The organism is Legionella fallonii LLAP-10 (assembly GCF_000953135.1).
Classification (GTDB): domain Bacteria; phylum Pseudomonadota; class Gammaproteobacteria; order Legionellales; family Legionellaceae; genus Legionella; species Legionella fallonii.
The window spans coordinates 370,001-386,222 of record NZ_LN614827.1 but is presented as its reverse complement, the minus strand read 5'-3'; the positions used below and the strand labels follow the sequence as shown (position 1 = coordinate 386,222).

The following is a 16,222-nucleotide window of genomic DNA, read 5'->3' as shown; positions in this document are numbered from 1 at the left end:
TTAATAAATTCTAAAATAATTAACCGATAAATAGTTCTTCAGCATCCAACTGTTCTAAATGCTGATGGTAAGACAAAATTTTATGTAAATGAACATCAAACAGTACTGCCCCTTGGACGTAAGCATAATAATAAGTTTCATCTGAAACGAACTTATGTGCTGCCACTAAGCAATTGGCCCACTCATTCCACTGAGGCGTTGCTGAATTCAATTGCCAAAAACAAGGAATTTTTTCACCATTAAGCAGTTGGTCAAGCACTTCCTCACTTGCTCCATTATCTAAAGCCAAATCATAATGCAAGCGCATATCCTCTTCATTTTTAACAATTAAGAAACTGACATTCGCATCATCATCTAACATTAAAAAACTTCCTGAGTTATCAGCAAGATAAAACTCTATTATGCCTTTATTACGGCATATTTCCCAAAAAAGCTCGGCAAATTTTTTATCATGTAAACAACTTGGAGAAGTGACAGATAACATACGTACTATCATGTCAGACATCCCTTGAAAATAGAGCCGCTGTAAATCATGAATACTTTTGGTTATCAAATTAGCTACATCTGGGTCACTTTTTTTTATATAACGATGAATTAGCCCTTCATTAAAGGCCTCAATTGCCAGTTTTTCGTCTGCTTGACCAGTGAGTAATATTTTTTTGATGTGAGTATTTTCTATACGCCGGCAAAACTCCAACCCATCCATGCCTGGCATAGCATAATCCACAACGACCACAGAAACTTCAGAAAAACGTATGGGATTATAAACCTCTGCATGGATAGCGGCTAAATCCAAATTAATCGTATGATTAGTCAACGGACAATTTTTAGCCTCGGTATACTCGCTAATACAGCGTCGACTTAATGACTCGAGTTCGCAGCGCTTCTTATGAATGCAATCAAGCGCCTCAAAAGGAGAATCAAACACGCGATAAGCTAATCCTTCATCCAACTGCAGCACAAAATTCAATAGAAAATCACGGCTATCATCCACAAAAACCGCAGTGCTTGGAAAGTAACAGGTAGGTATAGAGAAATGTTGCATAGCTCCTCCTGAGCTTAACGTTCCAATGTCCATTAGACCTGGTGATAAAATATCATGATTGCCCTCATTAGCCAAATGATTTAGTCAGCTCGAACAAACAAATGAACAAAGAGAATTAGCTCAGAGGTTCCCGAGTAGTCGACAACTCATTGAAAAATAGTCTATATTAGAGTAACTGAGTTAGCCCTATCTACAACCAATCAATAAGGATATTATATGGCCAAGACGCAAGAAGTGTCCAAGTCTGATCTACGGGAATTAAAACGCAACTGGGGTTGGATATTAGGCTTTGGGATACTATTCCTCATTTTAGGATGCATTGGTTTAGGAATGGTTGTTGGGCTTACTCTGGTAAGTATGATTTTTTTCTCCGCTTTATTAATTATTGCTGGCATTACTCATATTGTTGATGTTTTTAAACATAGAGACTGGAAAGGAATTATCTGGCAGTCTTTAATCGCTATTTTATATATTGTTGCTGGCAGCATCATCTTTTACGATCCATTCTTAGCATCCACATTAATTACTGCAATCTTAGCCGGTCTCTTAATTGTTATTGGCGTTACCCGAATTATCATGGCATTTGCCTTAAAAGACTCGACAGGCTGGATTTGGCTACTACTAGCAGGAATTACCGCTATTATCCTTGGCATACTGATCTTAATTCAATGGCCAATTAGTGGGTTATGGGTTATTGGATTATTTATTGCTATTGAAATGATAGTTACCGGATGGACCTATATTTTTATTGCTCTCTCGTTAAGAGCTTAGCAATACGCCCTCAAGTAGCCATTCACATAGAGCATCAACATGTAGCTTGGTTGCAAGCAACCAGGCCACATGGTCACCAATCAACGGGAAAGCTTAATATAAATAAAGCATATTCTCCTTCCTCCGACTCACAAACAATATTGCCCCCAAAACTATGCATTACTAATTTACAAAATGATAAACCGATACCTGTTCCTAAGAAATTGGTCGTATAAAAATGATTAAATAATTGTGATAATTGCTGGTTAGTCATCCCTTTCGCTGTATCCTTGAAATATAAGTAATTGAATTTATCTCCTAAAGTAGTCCAAATATTTATTTCTCCACGTTGGGTTGTAGCAATAACATATAATGCGTTTTTAATTAAATTAAATAGGACATGCTGCATTAACAATTTTGAGCCTTTAAATTGAAAGTCACCTGACCAGGTTATTAAGGCTCGTTCTTTAGGTGATTGAAATGGATAACGGGCTATTGCTTCAGTTAAACACTCCTCTATAGAGCAAATTTCTACAACGCAATTATGGAGAGAGTTTTCCCTACCCGCTTTAACTAATAACATATCAATTATGGTGTTAGCATAATTAATTTCGCTGATAATACGACTACTGACTCCTTCAAGTTGTTGCAATCGCCTTCCCCTTAGCGGTGCAGTAATTAATTCACTCTCTTTAGCTAATTGATATCCCTCAGTCAGCGCAGGTAAATAGCGTACCAGTGCCTGAGCTCCACTTTTAATTCCTAATAAGGGAGTACGCAACTCATGAGCAATCATCCCCGCCGCAGCCGCCATTCCTGCCAGCTTCTGTTGCTGTAACATGGCTGTTTTATAATTCAATGTAGAACCAACAACAATAGTGAAGAGGATAATCAATGCCATTTCTATATGTTCTTCCCCTAAATAGATATGAGGAGAACATAAATAATAACCTATCAAAGCGAGACTAAATCCTAGAACTAAAATTATAGATAAACTTAGTAAATCCAGTATTAATACTAAAAAAAATACGGCACATAATAAGGACATCGCCGATATTACACTGGCTTGACTCATTAAAAACATAAATGTAAAAAAGAAAGAGAGGCAAAAAAGAACAGCTAAAAACCAGTACAAGGATAAGTATTTTTTATATTTAATTGGCCAATAGGGGGTGACCATTAATCCTAATCCTAAAAGACTGCCAAAAAGACGTAATTGCAAGTTTTCATAGGTTTGAGGAAACCAATAAGTCCAAATCAAATAAAACAAAGGAAATCCAATAAACGCTAATGCGCCAACAGCAACTAATTGGTGAGACGAATTAGACAAACTTCGTTGCATAGAGTCATCCAGGTGTCCTACAATTTTTCTAATCTGCCACATCCGTGATCCTGCGTTTAAAAATAACAGCCAAGAGGAAATGATTACAAAAGTTCCTCACATCCTACATAGCTTATAGTGAAGTTATAAATTATCCTCTAATTTTCCTGCAAATCAATGATATGATGTTCTTCATTGAAGACTTTAATACACTCATGATGAAAAAAATACGTATTGCAACACGCCAAAGCCCTCTTGCCTTATGGCAGGCCAACCATGTTAAGGAGTTACTTTTAGCACAATGGCCCAATATGACTGTTGAATTATTGCCGATGGTAACTTCTGGTGACAAATTTCTTAAAGATAAGTTATTAGCCGCAGGTGGAAAAGGATTATTTGTTAAAGAACTGGAAGAAGCGCTATTAAACGACACAGCAGACATCGCCGTTCACTCAACCAAAGATATGCCTGCTGACCTTCCACAGGGTTTATGCTTAGCGGCAATTTGTGAACGACATAATCCTTTTGATGCATTAATTAGCAAACGATTTTCCAGTCTTAATGCTCTGCCACCCAAAGCAATAATTGGAACATCAAGCCTCAGAAGACAATCGCAACTATTGGCCCACAGACCGGACCTGCAAATTAAGACATTACGTGGGAACATTAACACACGCCTCGCAAAACTGGAGGCTGGAGAATACGATGCCATAATACTTGCGGCAGCAGGTCTCGAACGCATGGGTTTCGAACAGCTTATCACTGAACTTTTATCTGCAGACATTATGTTGCCTACTTGTGGTCAAGGCGCATTGTGTATTGAATGTAGAACAGATGACCAAGAAATACAGCAGCTCATCGCCGCATTAAATGATCCTATATCAGCTCTTTGCGTACAAACAGAGCGCAGCGTCAATGCTCAATTAGGCGGTAATTGCCACGTACCTTTAGCTGTCTTTTGTACTGTAACACCATCTAACCAACTTTTTTTACGTGCAAAGATATTAAGCCTTGATGGAACGCAATCGATTCAAGACCATCAAACAGGCAATATGGAGGAAGCGCAAGCTATTGCACAATTATGTACTCAAGCTTTATTAGCCAAGGGAGCTACAAACTTACTTAACTCTATCCCCTATGAATAAAACACTGAAGGGGGTTCGCGTTTTAAATACTCGCCCCACAAATCAAGCCCACGAATTGAGTAAGAATATCATAGCTGAAGGTGGAGTGGCCATTGAATGTCCTACCTTAGAAATCCAAGCAACAAATAATGCATGGATAAATGCCCTACCTAATCTGTATAACGTGAATCAAGCCATTTTTATTAGTGCTAATGCCGTTTATCATTGTTTTACCCAACTAAAGTTACATCATCTCGATTGGCCTACTTCAATAAAAGTAATTGCCATTGGTCATGGCAGTGCAAAAGCACTTAGTGAGTTTAATATTCCAGTCCATCACATTCCTGAAGTACCTGACAGCGAGCACTTACTCAATATTTCCTCTTTACAACAAATTAAAAACCAAACCGTGTTACTATTTAAGGGCGAAGGAGGGAGAACGCTTATAGCAGAGGGATTATTACAGAAAGGGGCTCATGTAATTCCCATCAATGTTTATAAAAGGGGCATTCCGCAAATTCGCCAGGAATTTATCAATTCTTTATGGCGAGAAGACTTAGTGGATATTATACTGTTAACAAGCGAGCAATCGATACACAATCTTTTTAAGATATTTAGTGAAGAAGCGCACAACTGGCTACAAGAAAAACCAAGCCTGGTTATTAGTGACCGCCTTGCCAAATCAGCCGCATTATTTGGCATGAAAAAAATTATAATAAGCCATCCCAATGGGATAATGAATACATTATTAGACTATTATCAAGGATTAATCCATGGCCAATAGCAGTGAAGAACACAAAAAAGAAACTAAGCCAATAAAACAAAATCCAACTATAGAGCCCCAAAAACAAACCTCCCAAAATAAGAATACAGCTCAACGAAAAAATCATACTCTCCTCAGTGGCTTATCTATTGCTCTTGCCATTGTGGCCATTATCGTTGCCATGTGGGCCATGCATCACTTACAAAATAAACTGAACGATGAAAAAACTGGTTTAATCGCTGAAATAGCGCAAATAAAACAAAAACAAATAGACAATCAAAAACAAATAGACAATCAAATAGATACTAAGACTAATAATATTGAACAATCACAAAATGCATTACAAAGCAAACTAGATGATCTCAACAAGCAATTACAAATAGCAATGAACCAAAGACTCTACCAAAATCAAGATTGGTTATTGCTCAAAGCACGATATTATCTAGAATTGGCACAAATAAACGCTCACTGGAGCGATAATTATAGTGCAGCTATCTCATTACTCCAACAAGCGGATAAATTATTAGGGCAATTATCCTCACCTAAAATATTTAATGTCAGGCAGGCTATAGCAAAGGAAATAGCACAATTAAAAACGATACCTAAGGTAGATATTGTCGGCTTATTAAGTCGATTAGATGCCGCTCAAGACAGCATCAACACAATCACCCCCAAAGCAACTGGAGATAAAAATAAATTAGGAAGCGATTCTGCAACAGGAAATACATCAGAAAAAAGCAGTAATCGTTCAGCATGGCAAATTCGATTGCAAGATAGCGTCAATTTATTGGAAAAAATGGTGGTAGTACGTCGAGATGATGAGAACATTACACCATTAATATCCCCCTTATATGAGTCAGTTGTAAAAGAGAGCATTCGCCTTAATTTGCAAGAAGCGCAATGGGCCATTCTCAATAATAATCCCGAGGTCTATCAATTAGCACTCAAACAAGCTATTTTAAATCTTCAACGGACTTTCAATAAAACATCACAAAATACAGATACTTTACTAAAACAATTGGCTGAGCTTCAACAAGTAAAAATTACTCAAGAAAAACCGGTAATTGAATTAGCGCTCCCACTCCTAAATCAAATAATAGACAATCAAGAATCGCTCGTTAAACCAACAAATGATGGCGACAAAGGAGAACACTAATAATGATGCGTATTCTAATCGCTTTTCTTGTTTTATTAGGCTCTGTATCACTGGGTATTCAACTCAATAAAGATCCCGGGTATGTATTGATTACTATTAATCATTGGGTTATTGAATCCACGGTATGGTTTACTGTTTTTGCTTTGATTTTATTGTTCCTAATCATCCATATTTTATTACACTTAGGTAGCAAAATATCGAATACGCCTGGTCTAATACATCAATGGAATATCAAGCGTCTTGCTCAAAAAGCACAGGCAACCACCAGAAAAGGTCTAATTGAGTACAGTGAAGGTTATTGGCAGAAGGCAAAAAATCATTTAATCCAGGCATTACCCAATACGGACACCCCTCTACTTAATTATCTAACCGCAGCCCGTGCAGCACAAAAAATGGGCGATAGTAAACTTAGAGACCACTATCTACGCGAAGCACAACAGTCCATGCCTGAAGCCAAAATTGCCGTTGAACTAACCCAAGCCCAATTACAATTAGCAAACCATCAATGGGAACAGGCTTTAGCAACGCTAAAACATTTACATGATATGGCTCCCCGCCATCCTTATGTTTTAAAATTACTCATGAATCTTTACAAAGAAATCAGGGATTGGCCCCAACTCATTGCTATCCTACCTGATTTAAGAAAAAACCATGTCATTTCTGAGCAAGTTTTCGAACAATTACAACAAAATGCCTACCTCCAATCTATAATCGATCTGGCGAAACAAAATCAACCCGATGCTGTATCCGCTTTATTTGACTCGTTACCCAAACAGCTGAGAAATAATCCAGAACTTGTAGCCGAATACATTCGTTTCTTACTAAAAAATAACGAGCAGACAAAAGCAGAAGCGTTACTAAGACATTGCTTACGTAAAGAGTTCAGTTCTCAATTAATTGAACTGTATGGACTCCTACCAGGAAATATGAATCAACTCGACTTTGCTGAATCCTTACTTAAAAAAAATCCGCATTCTGCAGCGTTATTTTTATGTTTAGGGCGATTATGTTTATCTCAACAATTATGGGGTAAAGCAAAACATTATCTAGAGCAATCCAACGAACTCCATCCTACCCCAATGGCCTATGCTCAACTGGGTGGGTTGCATGAAAAACTGAATGACTCGTTCCTTGCCTGCGACAATTACAAAAAAGGCTTAGAACTAGCCACCAAGCAACACGAATAAATTAAAGGTCACTGTAAGTTGGGTCGTCCCCTCAAGTCCTTGATCCACCAAGAGGTGTTGAGTTAAACAAAAGCATTGACATTATTCTAAGCCCCTCTCGGCCAACCTACTCCTTAGCCTGAGTCCGGTTACTTGCACTGTCTTTTCTACACAAGTCGGTATAGAAACCACTCAAAATAATATTAAAATCTATGTTGAGATCTAGAGAGGAAATTTAATGTTTATTAGTCAATGTAGCCTTGATGGAAACGCAGTCGTAATCACGGTTCTCATGCTCCAACAAGGACATAGATTAGCAGCAAACAGTAGGAGGTAAGTCTATGAGGAAAACCTTGATTACGACTGCGTTTCCATCAAGGCTACTCTGGCTAAAAATTTAGCTGAGATCTGATCAAGAGACAACTACCTGTAACCGGGCTACAATTAGACCAAGCAAGATTAATTTACCTGAGTTCTATAAAAAGGGTCTTCCTGAATTAGGATCATGGCAAGCATCATTGCAATCAGTCTCTGTTTTTTCGATCTGGATTGTGCAATGTTGGATACTAAATTGTCCCTTCAGCTGCTCAACTAAAGCCACTCGTGCTTGGTCAGTTAGCTCATCGTGAGGCATATATAAATGAACTGACATAGCATTTTCCTGGGTACTCATTGCCCAAATGTGTAAATCATGAACGCCTTGTACCCCCGGTCTCGCCATGAGGAAATCACTTACCGCATTCCAGGAAATATTATTAGGGACGCCATCAATAATGAGTCGGAAACTATCTGCAAATAAAGACCACGTTCCCCTAAGGATAACTAATGCGATTAACAGACCAACCACTGGATCGATCCATAACCAACCAGTCCAATATAATAAGCCCGCAGACAAGACGACCCCCACAGATACCAGAGCATCATAAAATAGATGCAAATAAGCCCCACGAATATTAAGATCATCAGAACCGCGTAAAAATAACAAAGCGGTGCCGCTATTAATAATAATACCTATACCAGCAACTATCATAACAGAAACAGCTTGAACCTCCGCAGGAGAAAATAATTTATATACTGCTTCGGTGGCAATAATTCCACAGGTAAATACTAATAAAATACCATTAGTCAATGCAGCGAGTATAGACGCTTTTTTTAAACCGTAGGTTGTTTTCTCCGTGGGTTTTCGCTTCATTAGATTAGTCGCAATCCAGGCTAAAACCAGCCCTAATACGTCACCTAAATTATGAAAAGCATCTGCTAGTAAACTGGTCGAATGAGCCACATAAGCAAAAATAATTTGCAAAATGACAAAGACGCCATTAGCAACTATAGAAATTAAAAAAGCTTTATCATAAGTTACAACACCATGATTATGGCTATGATTGTGACCATGATGCTCATGTGACTCATGGTGAGAGTGCATATTCATAACGCTCCTGTTACTGTTCTTCCGAATAATAATTAACACCTATCTTAATTCTGTCACGAGTTTTCTGTCTACGCCATGCATTGGTGTCTCGTAAAGAATAAACACAGCCACAATATTCCTGTTTATAAAAATTTTCTCGTTTGGCAATTTGGTACATTCGCTCAGAGCCACCATTCCTCCGCCAGTTATAAGTCCAATAAACGAGCTCAGGATAATGGCTCGCAGCACGGACTCCTGAATCATTAATTTGCTCCATATCCTTCCAACGAGAAATCCCTAAAGAACTACAGATAACAGGAAAACCATGCTCATGAGCATATAAAGCCGCTCTTTCAAATCGCATATCAAAGCACATGCTGCATCGTTTACCGCGTTCAGGCTCCCACTCCATGCCTTTAGCTCGAGCAAACCAATTGTCTTTATCATAGTCTGCATCGATAAAAGGAATATTATGTTTCTCAGCAAAGGATATATTTTCCTGCTTTCTAATTTCATATTCTTGAATAGGATGAATATTAGGATTGTAAAAAAATATGGAGAAATTTATTTCTGAATGAATTAAAGCCTCCATCACTTCACCTGAGCATGGGGCACAACATGAATGCAATAAGAGTTTATCTGCGTTATTAGGTAATTCTAATCGTTCTCGTTCTATCATTTTTTTACTTCCGACAAATTAATAAAATGTTGGCGATAATAAATTAATTCATTAATCGAGTCTTTAATATCATCCAAAGCTAAATGTTTAGACTCTTTAACAACACCACTCAATAATTCTGGGCGCCAACGTATAGCTAATTCCTTTAACGTACTGACATCCAAGTTACGATAATGAAAAAATGCGGCCAGCTCCGGCATATACTTATAGAGAAAACGTCTATCTTGGCATATGGTATTACCGCACATTGGAGATTTACCTTTATCCAGATACTGACTCAAAAAAGTTAATGTTAACTGTTCTGCTTGAGACTCATTCAACTCACTTTCCAACACTCTTTTAACCAAGCCTGATTGGTTATGTTGTCTGGTATTCCAAGAATCCATGCCATCAAGCACTGCTTTAGTTTGCGATACAGCAACCACGGGTCCCTCAGCCAAAATATTTAAATGGGCATCTGTTACTATTGTTGCAATTTCTATAATCCTATCTTGTTCAGGATTAAGACCTGTCATTTCCAGATCTATCCAGATTAAATTGTGATTATTTTTCATTTAATTTCCACGAGTTTAATATCAGTTCAACACAAGCCACGCGACGTTGATGCAAGGCCTCCTTAATTGCTTTTCCTTCATACCCTTGTGCTACTAAATCCTGAGGATTGACCTTAGCACATTCAGATAATATATAAGACCATGCTTTGGCCTGAGGGTATTTGAATTTACTCCCTCGTCCCTCCATATCGGCCTGACAAGCAATTAACAAATTATAAAATAATTGTGGACGCCTAAAGGCATCACACTGCTCTAAAAGTTTTACTATAGTTGAAGCGCGCAACTCAAATAAACGATGAATAGTTATATGAACCCGAGATACCAGTATAGCTAAAATACGATAATCATTCGGAATTCGTAAACGAGAGCATAATGATTCAATCGCTCCAACGCCACGTTCCTCATGTCCATGATGCCGTGGCCATGCCCCCATTGGCGATAATGCTTTACCTAAATCGTGAACTAATGCAGCAAAACGGATAGTTGGCTCTTGACTGAGTGCTGTAGCCGCCTTCAACACCATTAACGTATGAATCCCGCTATCTATTTCTTGATGATATTCGTACGGATTCGGCACACCAAACAAAACATTAAGCTCCGGTAGCACCACTCTTAACGCATCACAAGAACGTAAGGTCAAAATAAACTGTTCAGGATTTTTTTCACCCAGACTACGCGCTAATTCTTGCCAAACACGTTCTGGCACTAAATGCATTAATTCCCCACGCTTCACCATTGAATACATTAGGGAGCGGGTTTCGTTCGCCAATCTAAATCCCAGAGAATGAAATCGAGAGGCAAAGCGAGCCACCCGCAATACACGAACAGGATCTTCAATAAAAGCGGGTGAAACATGACGCAGGATTTTATTATTTATATCATTCTGGCCGGAATAAGGATCAATAAGGTGACCGTGTTCGTCCATAGCCATGGCATTGATGGTTAAATCCCGACGTCCTAAATCTTCTTCCAAGGTAACCGTCGAACTGAAATCGCAATCAAAACCATAATATCCCGGTGCTGATTTTCTTTCAGTTCTTGCTAAAGCGTACTCTTCATTAGTCTCTGGGTGCAAAAACACAGGGAAGTCGCGGCCTACTTGCCTAAAGTTTTTCATTAATAGTTGCTGAGGCGTTGCACCCACTACGACCCAATCACGTTCGTGAACGGGAATACCCAATAATTGATCACGAACGGCACCACCCACCAAGTAGACTTTCATTAAATACGATTTACCTTCATACTGTAGCATTAATAAAGTGAATCATTATAGTATAGATCCTAACCATGAGTAAAAGACGGATTAATAAGCAACAACTAGCACGAATTGAAAAGAATCAACAAAATTACCAAGAAACCAAAGGCAACAATACTAATAGCTTAATCGATGGTTTAGTTATTACTCGGTTTGGTAAGCATGTAGAAATTGAAGATGGTGAAGGTAACCGAATCATCTGCTCTATTAGACCTAATCTCGACACTGTAGTTGCTGGAGACAAAATTATTTGGCAACCTGAGGGTAAAAATCAAGGAGTTGTGGTCAGTTTATATCCAAGAAACTCTATTCTTGCAAGACCAACAAGTAAGGGATTAAAAAAGCCGGTTGCAGCCAATATTAGTCAAATGATTATAGTTACTGCCCCTAAACCAGATATTAGTTGGCCATTACTTGATAGCTATTTGATTATGGCTGAATTCTTACATTTACATGCGATTATTTTACTCAACAAAGTAGATATGCCCTGTGAGGAACTTAAAACTCAGCTACTAGCTGATTATCAGCCTTTAAATTATCCTATTATCATGACCAGCAAAAAGGAGCCTCAAAGTTTTGAACCACTAAAAGAGGCTCTTAATCATCAAATTAGCGTTTTTACGGGGCAATCTGGCGTAGGAAAATCATCAATAATTGCTGAAATTTTACCGCATGAGCAAGATATTGCGATTAATGAAATTTCAAGTGGAGCCGAACTGGGACGTCACACGACGAGTAACTCACGTTATTATCACTTACCTAGTGGCGGTGCGTTAATTGACTCCCCTGGGGTAAGAGAGTTTAGTTTATGGGATGTTGACTCATCGGCTATTGCTCAAGGTTACATGGAATTTAGACCGTTTTTATCATCATGTAAGTTTCGGAACTGCACCCATATAGAAACGCCTTCTTGTGCCATTATCGCAGCGGTAGAGCAGAAACTTATTTCACAAAGACGCTATGAAAATTTTATAAAATTATGTACTCAATTTTGCAAAACCCAATATTAACATTTACTAAAAAATTCTTACGTAGGTGCTCCCAAGTAATCCAAGGCATTCGCGTTGCTTTTCGCATCTTCGTGCTCTTTAGTAGTCAAAATGGGACGACTTATAGAACGTAAATAAGTCATCATTTTATCAGCCAATTTAGGCTCTACAGTAAAATCAGGGGAATAAAGTTTAGACTTAAATGCATCAATAATAGTATTTAAATGTGCAACACCAACCGTTGAAATATTTAATTTTGCTACGTCCACTCTGCGCATATCAGAAAAAAATTGAATTGCCCCGCCATCTTTAGCGGTCCCCATCTGTGAGAGACGATGAGCAATGTGGTGGACACAGTTATTGAAAAAATTATTTTGCATATCATGTTTTTGATAAAGCTGAAGTAATAAATGCAAGTATCTTTGCTCTTGAGAAGGTAATTCTTTAATAAAAGAAGCAAATAGAATATTAATCCTTAACCGCTTATGCAACTCAGAACTATCTTGCGTATAAGTATGAACTAACTCATCTAAGAACTTATTAATCTGTGACATTATCTGTGGTGCACTTTGTTTATATTTTAACAAAGCGTGCGTAATTAATTCTGGCTCATACCAATTAACACCTATTTTCGACAAGGTATTACTCTCTGCGCATACATACCAATCATGTACATTTTGATATCGAGTAAACCAAGTATTTATACTTGAATCAGCACGGCCAGGGATCACATATTGCTCCATTACCTTTTGATAATGAGTTACTAACTGAGAGGGCTGATTATTAGCTAATGCAGGAGCCAATAAAGAGAACATTTCGTTTGCTTCAGAAAAGACCGATTTAGATATATCCCAAAAACTAATTGTTTTTCCGGTAAAAAAAATAAAATCAAAACTTGCAGTCAATAAGGATAATAAAAAATTAAGGCAATGATTTAGTAAACTGTCACCAGATTCATCATCACTTGACTCATTTTTATCTCTAGCGAGGAGATTTTTATATAAAGGTTCTAACTTGACATTAATTACTTTTAAAGCAGAATTATATGTATATAACCACTCCATGAGTGCATTAAAATGTTCGTCAAGAACATAACTATCAGCCTTATGAATAACAATTAAGAAATCTAACAAATAAAATATTTTTCCCTTATAGGGGATCTCAATTCCATAAAAATAATTAATGTCTTCTAATTTATGTTTATAAATACACTTAAAAAAATTATCAACGGATTGTCTAAATAAACTATAACTCTCATTATTATCTTTTAAGGTATGATATTGCTCTATTAATATTAATAAATGAGGTAATAAATCTAAGGGCATTACCCCCTGATCTTGTAAACGGGTAAAAACCTTCTGTCTTAAGAAGTCGGCAAAATCAATAAAAAATTCTCCATCAACAGAAAACTCTCCATTCTCTTGCTTGCAATATTGTAATCGACTAAGTTCTTTTATGCTCAAAGCGCTTAATTTGCTCGAACGTAATTCTCTGCAAGTAGACAATGCATAATTTTTATCAATCAAATGCTCACATAGCCCTCGTTTTCTATAAAGAACTCTATTTGCATGGCCAAGATAGAAATTTTGTAATCTCACTGTTTCAGTTAATGCAGTTAAGTTATTAAAATCAACAGTATTAGTTACTGTTGGTAGCAATATCTGTAAATAATTTTTATCTGTAAAAGGAGCGAGTTCTTTGGCAAATGCAATCCATCGTTGATTAATTACTCCTGGATTTAGCATATAATCATACTCAGTATCTATAGTTTCTTCCCAACGAATATAAAAACAGTCAAGCAAAAATTGTAAATCGGTATCAGCTAGCTGCTCATCCTTAGGGCGATACCCAATACGGCTTCTTAAGCTATCTAATATGCGAACATCAGTCGATGGTAAGTTTTTAAACTTCGTAAGATCTTCAATGAATTTTAAAATAGATTGAACTAACATGAATTGAATACACCTACCTTGGAAACAAAAGTTGAACTTGCAATCTTGTTCAATTAATCCTAAATGCTCATATTACTTCACACTTCTGAAGCATAGTTAACAACATCAGCTTCATGTCGTACAGCTTCATGTCGTACAGCTTATTGTTCTCCAACATAGACTAGGTCTTTGACCCAACGCGAGATTCTTCCTTAACTCAACATCAACTGTTGGGTAATGGCCCAAACCATCTACATATTGTATGAGGTTCACATCCTATAGATACCGTAAATAATTAGGAAAACCTCATCGCATCCCCTAGGGATGACAAAACGCAGAACAGGTACTTTATTTTTGGTAAAGCAAAAAGCCGAATTGGTAAAACAAAAAAAGCGGCTAAAAAGCCGCTTTCGGAATAAAACCCTGGCGATGTCCTACTTTCGCATGAGGAGACCTCACACTATCATCGGCGCTGATTCGTTTCACTACTGAGTTCGAGAAGGGATCAGGTGGTTCCAAATCGCTATTGTCGCCAGGAAAACTGTTTAACCCCCAGAGGAAGGTGCTAATGACTCATTAACAACCGCCCGACAGGGTCTGGTAAATCTTGAGGTAACACATCATTCGTATCATTCTCTAAGCGCCTATTGTAAAGCGACTCAGATTATATGGTCAAGACAATCAGCCAATTAGTACAAGTTAGCTTCACACATTACTGCGCTTCCACACCTTGCCTATCAACGTCGTAGTCTTCAACGGGCTTCATGGGAAAACTCATCTTGAGGGGGGCTTCCCGCTTAGATGCTTTCAGCGGTTATCCCGTCCGAACTTAGCTACCCGGCGATGCCACTGGCGTGACAACCGGTACACCAGAGGTTCGTCCACTCCGGTCCTCTCGTACTAGGAGCAGCTCCTCTCAATTTTCCTACGCCCACGGCAGATAGGGACCGAACTGTCTCACGACGTTCTAAACCCAGCTCGCGTACCACTTTAAATGGCGAACAGCCATACCCTTGGGACCTGCTTCAGCCCCAGGATGTGATGAGCCGACATCGAGGTGCCAAACACCGCCGTCGATATGAACTCTTGGGCGGTATCAGCCTGTTATCCCCGGAGTACCTTTTATCCGTTGAGCGATGGCCCTTCCATACAGAACCACCGGATCACTAAGACCTACTTTCGTACCTGCTCGAGCCGTCACTCTCGCAGTCAAGCACCCTTATGCCTTTACACTCTTGGTACGATGTCCGACCGTACCGAGGGTACCTTTGTGCTCCTCCGTTACTCTTTGGGAGGAGACCGCCCCAGTCAAACTACCCATCATACACTGTCCTCATCCCGGATTACGGGACCAAGTTAGAACCTCAATAACAACAGGGTGGTATTTCAAGGTTGGCTCCATGAGAACTAGCGTCCTCACTTCAAAGCCTCCCACCTATCCTACACAGTGATTATCAAAGTCCAGTGCAAAACTATAGTAAAGGTTCACGGGGTCTTTCCGTCTAGCCGCGGGTACACTGCATCTTCACAGCGATTTCAATTTCACTGAGTCTCGGGTGGAGACAGTGTGGCCATCGTTACGCCATTCGTGCAGGTCGGAACTTACCCGACAAGGAATTTCGCTACCTTAGGACCGTTATAGTTACGGCCGCCGTTTACCGGGGCTTCGATCAAGAGCTTCTCCGAAGATGACCCCATCAATTAACCTTCCGGCACCGGGCAGGCGTCACACCCTATACGTCTTCTTACGAATTTGCAGAGTGCTGTGTTTTTAATAAACAGTCGCAGCCACCTGGTCTCTGCGGCCCTCACCAGCTTTGTTTAGCAAGTAAACTAACCAGCAAGGGCGTACCTTCTCCCGAAGTTACGGTACCATTTTGCCTAGTTCCTTCACCCGAGTTCTCTCAAGCGCCTTAGTATTCTCTACCTGTCCACCTGTGTCGGTTTGCGGTACGGTTCTCTATAAGTTATGGCTAGCAGCTTTTCCTGGAAGCCGGGCATTAATGACTTCTCTGTACACCGAAGTGTCAGAACCACTTCGCACCTCAGAGTTAATAGTAAACCGGATTTGCCAAGTCTAC

At 38.9% G+C, this 16,222-nt stretch carries 13 protein-coding genes and 2 rRNA genes (1 of these 15 only partly in view); 6 read left to right on the top strand and 9 right to left on the bottom strand.

Features of this window, described 5'->3' with window-relative positions; all coding sequences use genetic code 11:
* Positions 1-19: 19 nt before the first annotated feature.
* The gene (locus LFA_RS01450) at positions 20-1,045 is read right to left on the bottom strand and encodes a response regulator (protein ID WP_045097337.1); all 1,026 of its coding nucleotides are present in this window, start codon (positions 1,043-1,045) and stop codon (positions 20-22) included.
* 216 nt (positions 1,046-1,261) lie between these two features.
* On the opposite strand from LFA_RS01450, the gene LFA_RS01445 reads away from it, so the two are divergent.
* Positions 1,262-1,816 (top strand): HdeD family acid-resistance protein, encoded by a 555-nt coding sequence (locus tag LFA_RS01445; RefSeq protein WP_045094610.1) that lies wholly within the window; start codon positions 1,262-1,264, stop codon positions 1,814-1,816.
* A 73-nt stretch (positions 1,817-1,889) separates the two neighbouring features.
* On the opposite strand, the gene LFA_RS01440 is transcribed toward LFA_RS01445, so the two are convergent.
* Positions 1,890-3,179, bottom strand: coding sequence for a sensor histidine kinase (locus LFA_RS01440; RefSeq protein WP_045094609.1), 1,290 nt, complete (start codon positions 3,177-3,179; stop codon positions 1,890-1,892).
* Between the two features lie 152 nt (positions 3,180-3,331).
* Between LFA_RS01440 and hemC the strand changes: the two genes are divergently transcribed.
* Genes hemC through LFA_RS01420 form a run of 4 tightly spaced genes read left to right on the top strand, consistent with a single transcriptional unit; the run spans position 3,332 to position 7,346 of the window.
* Positions 3,332-4,261, top strand: a complete 930-nt coding sequence (hemC, locus tag LFA_RS01435) for a hydroxymethylbilane synthase (protein ID WP_045097336.1) — start codon at positions 3,332-3,334, stop codon at positions 4,259-4,261.
* On the top strand, positions 4,254-5,024 hold the full coding sequence (locus LFA_RS01430) for a uroporphyrinogen-III synthase (protein ID WP_045094608.1): 771 nt from the start codon (positions 4,254-4,256) through the stop codon (positions 5,022-5,024). The genes hemC and LFA_RS01430 overlap by 8 nt, the downstream gene beginning before the upstream one ends.
* Positions 5,014-6,159: a uroporphyrinogen-III C-methyltransferase gene (locus LFA_RS01425; protein ID WP_045094607.1), complete on the top strand. Its 1,146-nt coding sequence runs from the start codon at positions 5,014-5,016 to the stop codon at positions 6,157-6,159. The genes LFA_RS01430 and LFA_RS01425 overlap by 11 nt, the downstream gene beginning before the upstream one ends.
* A 2-nt stretch (positions 6,160-6,161) precedes the next feature.
* Positions 6,162-7,346 (top strand): heme biosynthesis HemY N-terminal domain-containing protein, encoded by a 1,185-nt coding sequence (locus LFA_RS01420; RefSeq protein WP_045094606.1) that lies wholly within the window; start codon positions 6,162-6,164, stop codon positions 7,344-7,346.
* Between the two features lie 454 nt (positions 7,347-7,800).
* On the opposite strand, the gene LFA_RS01415 is transcribed toward LFA_RS01420, so the two are convergent.
* From LFA_RS01415 to LFA_RS01400, 4 genes are read right to left on the bottom strand one after another with little or no spacing between them, the layout of a single operon-like run.
* The gene (locus LFA_RS01415) at positions 7,801-8,754 is read right to left on the bottom strand and encodes a cation diffusion facilitator family transporter (protein WP_045094605.1); all 954 of its coding nucleotides are present in this window, start codon (positions 8,752-8,754) and stop codon (positions 7,801-7,803) included.
* Between the two features lie 10 nt (positions 8,755-8,764).
* Complete coding sequence (locus tag LFA_RS01410) at positions 8,765-9,412, bottom strand: epoxyqueuosine reductase QueH (RefSeq protein ID WP_045094604.1); 648 nt, start codon at positions 9,410-9,412, stop codon at positions 8,765-8,767.
* The gene (gene orn / locus LFA_RS01405) at positions 9,409-9,966 is read right to left on the bottom strand and encodes an oligoribonuclease (RefSeq protein WP_045094603.1); all 558 of its coding nucleotides are present in this window, start codon (positions 9,964-9,966) and stop codon (positions 9,409-9,411) included. Before orn ends, LFA_RS01410 begins: the two co-directional genes overlap by 4 nt.
* Positions 9,956-11,188, bottom strand: a complete 1,233-nt coding sequence (locus LFA_RS01400; protein ID WP_045097335.1) for a multifunctional CCA addition/repair protein — start codon at positions 11,186-11,188, stop codon at positions 9,956-9,958. Before LFA_RS01400 ends, orn begins: the two co-directional genes overlap by 11 nt.
* A 65-nt stretch (positions 11,189-11,253) precedes the next feature.
* Between LFA_RS01400 and rsgA the strand changes: the two genes are divergently transcribed.
* The gene (gene rsgA / locus LFA_RS01395; protein ID WP_045094602.1) at positions 11,254-12,231 is read left to right on the top strand and encodes a ribosome small subunit-dependent GTPase A; all 978 of its coding nucleotides are present in this window, start codon (positions 11,254-11,256) and stop codon (positions 12,229-12,231) included.
* Positions 12,232-12,248: 17 nt separating this feature from the next.
* On the opposite strand, the gene LFA_RS01390 is transcribed toward rsgA, so the two are convergent.
* The 3 genes from LFA_RS01390 to LFA_RS01380 all read right to left on the bottom strand — a co-directional run.
* On the bottom strand, positions 12,249-14,162 hold the full coding sequence (locus tag LFA_RS01390) for a hypothetical protein (protein WP_045094601.1): 1,914 nt from the start codon (positions 14,160-14,162) through the stop codon (positions 12,249-12,251).
* A gap of 400 nt (positions 14,163-14,562) precedes the next feature.
* Positions 14,563-14,678, bottom strand: a 5S ribosomal RNA gene (rrf, locus tag LFA_RS01385).
* Between the two features lie 131 nt (positions 14,679-14,809).
* Positions 14,810-16,222: ribosomal RNA gene (locus LFA_RS01380) — 23S ribosomal RNA — on the bottom strand (it continues 1,484 nt past the right edge of the window).

What these genes read in the sequence shown, in the direction of transcription:
- LFA_RS01410 (WP_045094604.1), bottom strand. Translation starts at nt 9,412, where the DNA reads ATGATAGAACGAGAACGATTAGAATTACCTAATAACGCAGATAAACTC.
- LFA_RS01450 (WP_045097337.1), bottom strand. Translation starts at nt 1,045, where the DNA reads ATGCAACATTTCTCTATACCTACCTGTTACTTTCCAAGCACTGCGGTT.
- LFA_RS01440 (WP_045094609.1), bottom strand. Translation starts at nt 3,179, where the DNA reads ATGTGGCAGATTAGAAAAATTGTAGGACACCTGGATGACTCTATGCAA.
- hemC (WP_045097336.1), top strand. Translation starts at nt 3,332, where the DNA reads ATGATGAAAAAAATACGTATTGCAACACGCCAAAGCCCTCTTGCCTTA.
- orn (WP_045094603.1), bottom strand. Translation starts at nt 9,966, where the DNA reads ATGAAAAATAATCACAATTTAATCTGGATAGATCTGGAAATGACAGGT.
- rsgA (WP_045094602.1), top strand. Translation starts at nt 11,254, where the DNA reads ATGAGTAAAAGACGGATTAATAAGCAACAACTAGCACGAATTGAAAAG.
- LFA_RS01445 (WP_045094610.1), top strand. Translation starts at nt 1,262, where the DNA reads ATGGCCAAGACGCAAGAAGTGTCCAAGTCTGATCTACGGGAATTAAAA.
- LFA_RS01390 (WP_045094601.1), bottom strand. Translation starts at nt 14,162, where the DNA reads ATGTTAGTTCAATCTATTTTAAAATTCATTGAAGATCTTACGAAGTTT.
- LFA_RS01420 (WP_045094606.1), top strand. Translation starts at nt 6,162, where the DNA reads ATGATGCGTATTCTAATCGCTTTTCTTGTTTTATTAGGCTCTGTATCA.
- LFA_RS01425 (WP_045094607.1), top strand. Translation starts at nt 5,014, where the DNA reads ATGGCCAATAGCAGTGAAGAACACAAAAAAGAAACTAAGCCAATAAAA.
- LFA_RS01415 (WP_045094605.1), bottom strand. Translation starts at nt 8,754, where the DNA reads ATGAATATGCACTCTCACCATGAGTCACATGAGCATCATGGTCACAAT.
- LFA_RS01400 (WP_045097335.1), bottom strand. Translation starts at nt 11,188, where the DNA reads ATGAAAGTCTACTTGGTGGGTGGTGCCGTTCGTGATCAATTATTGGGT.
- LFA_RS01430 (WP_045094608.1), top strand. Translation starts at nt 4,254, where the DNA reads ATGAATAAAACACTGAAGGGGGTTCGCGTTTTAAATACTCGCCCCACA.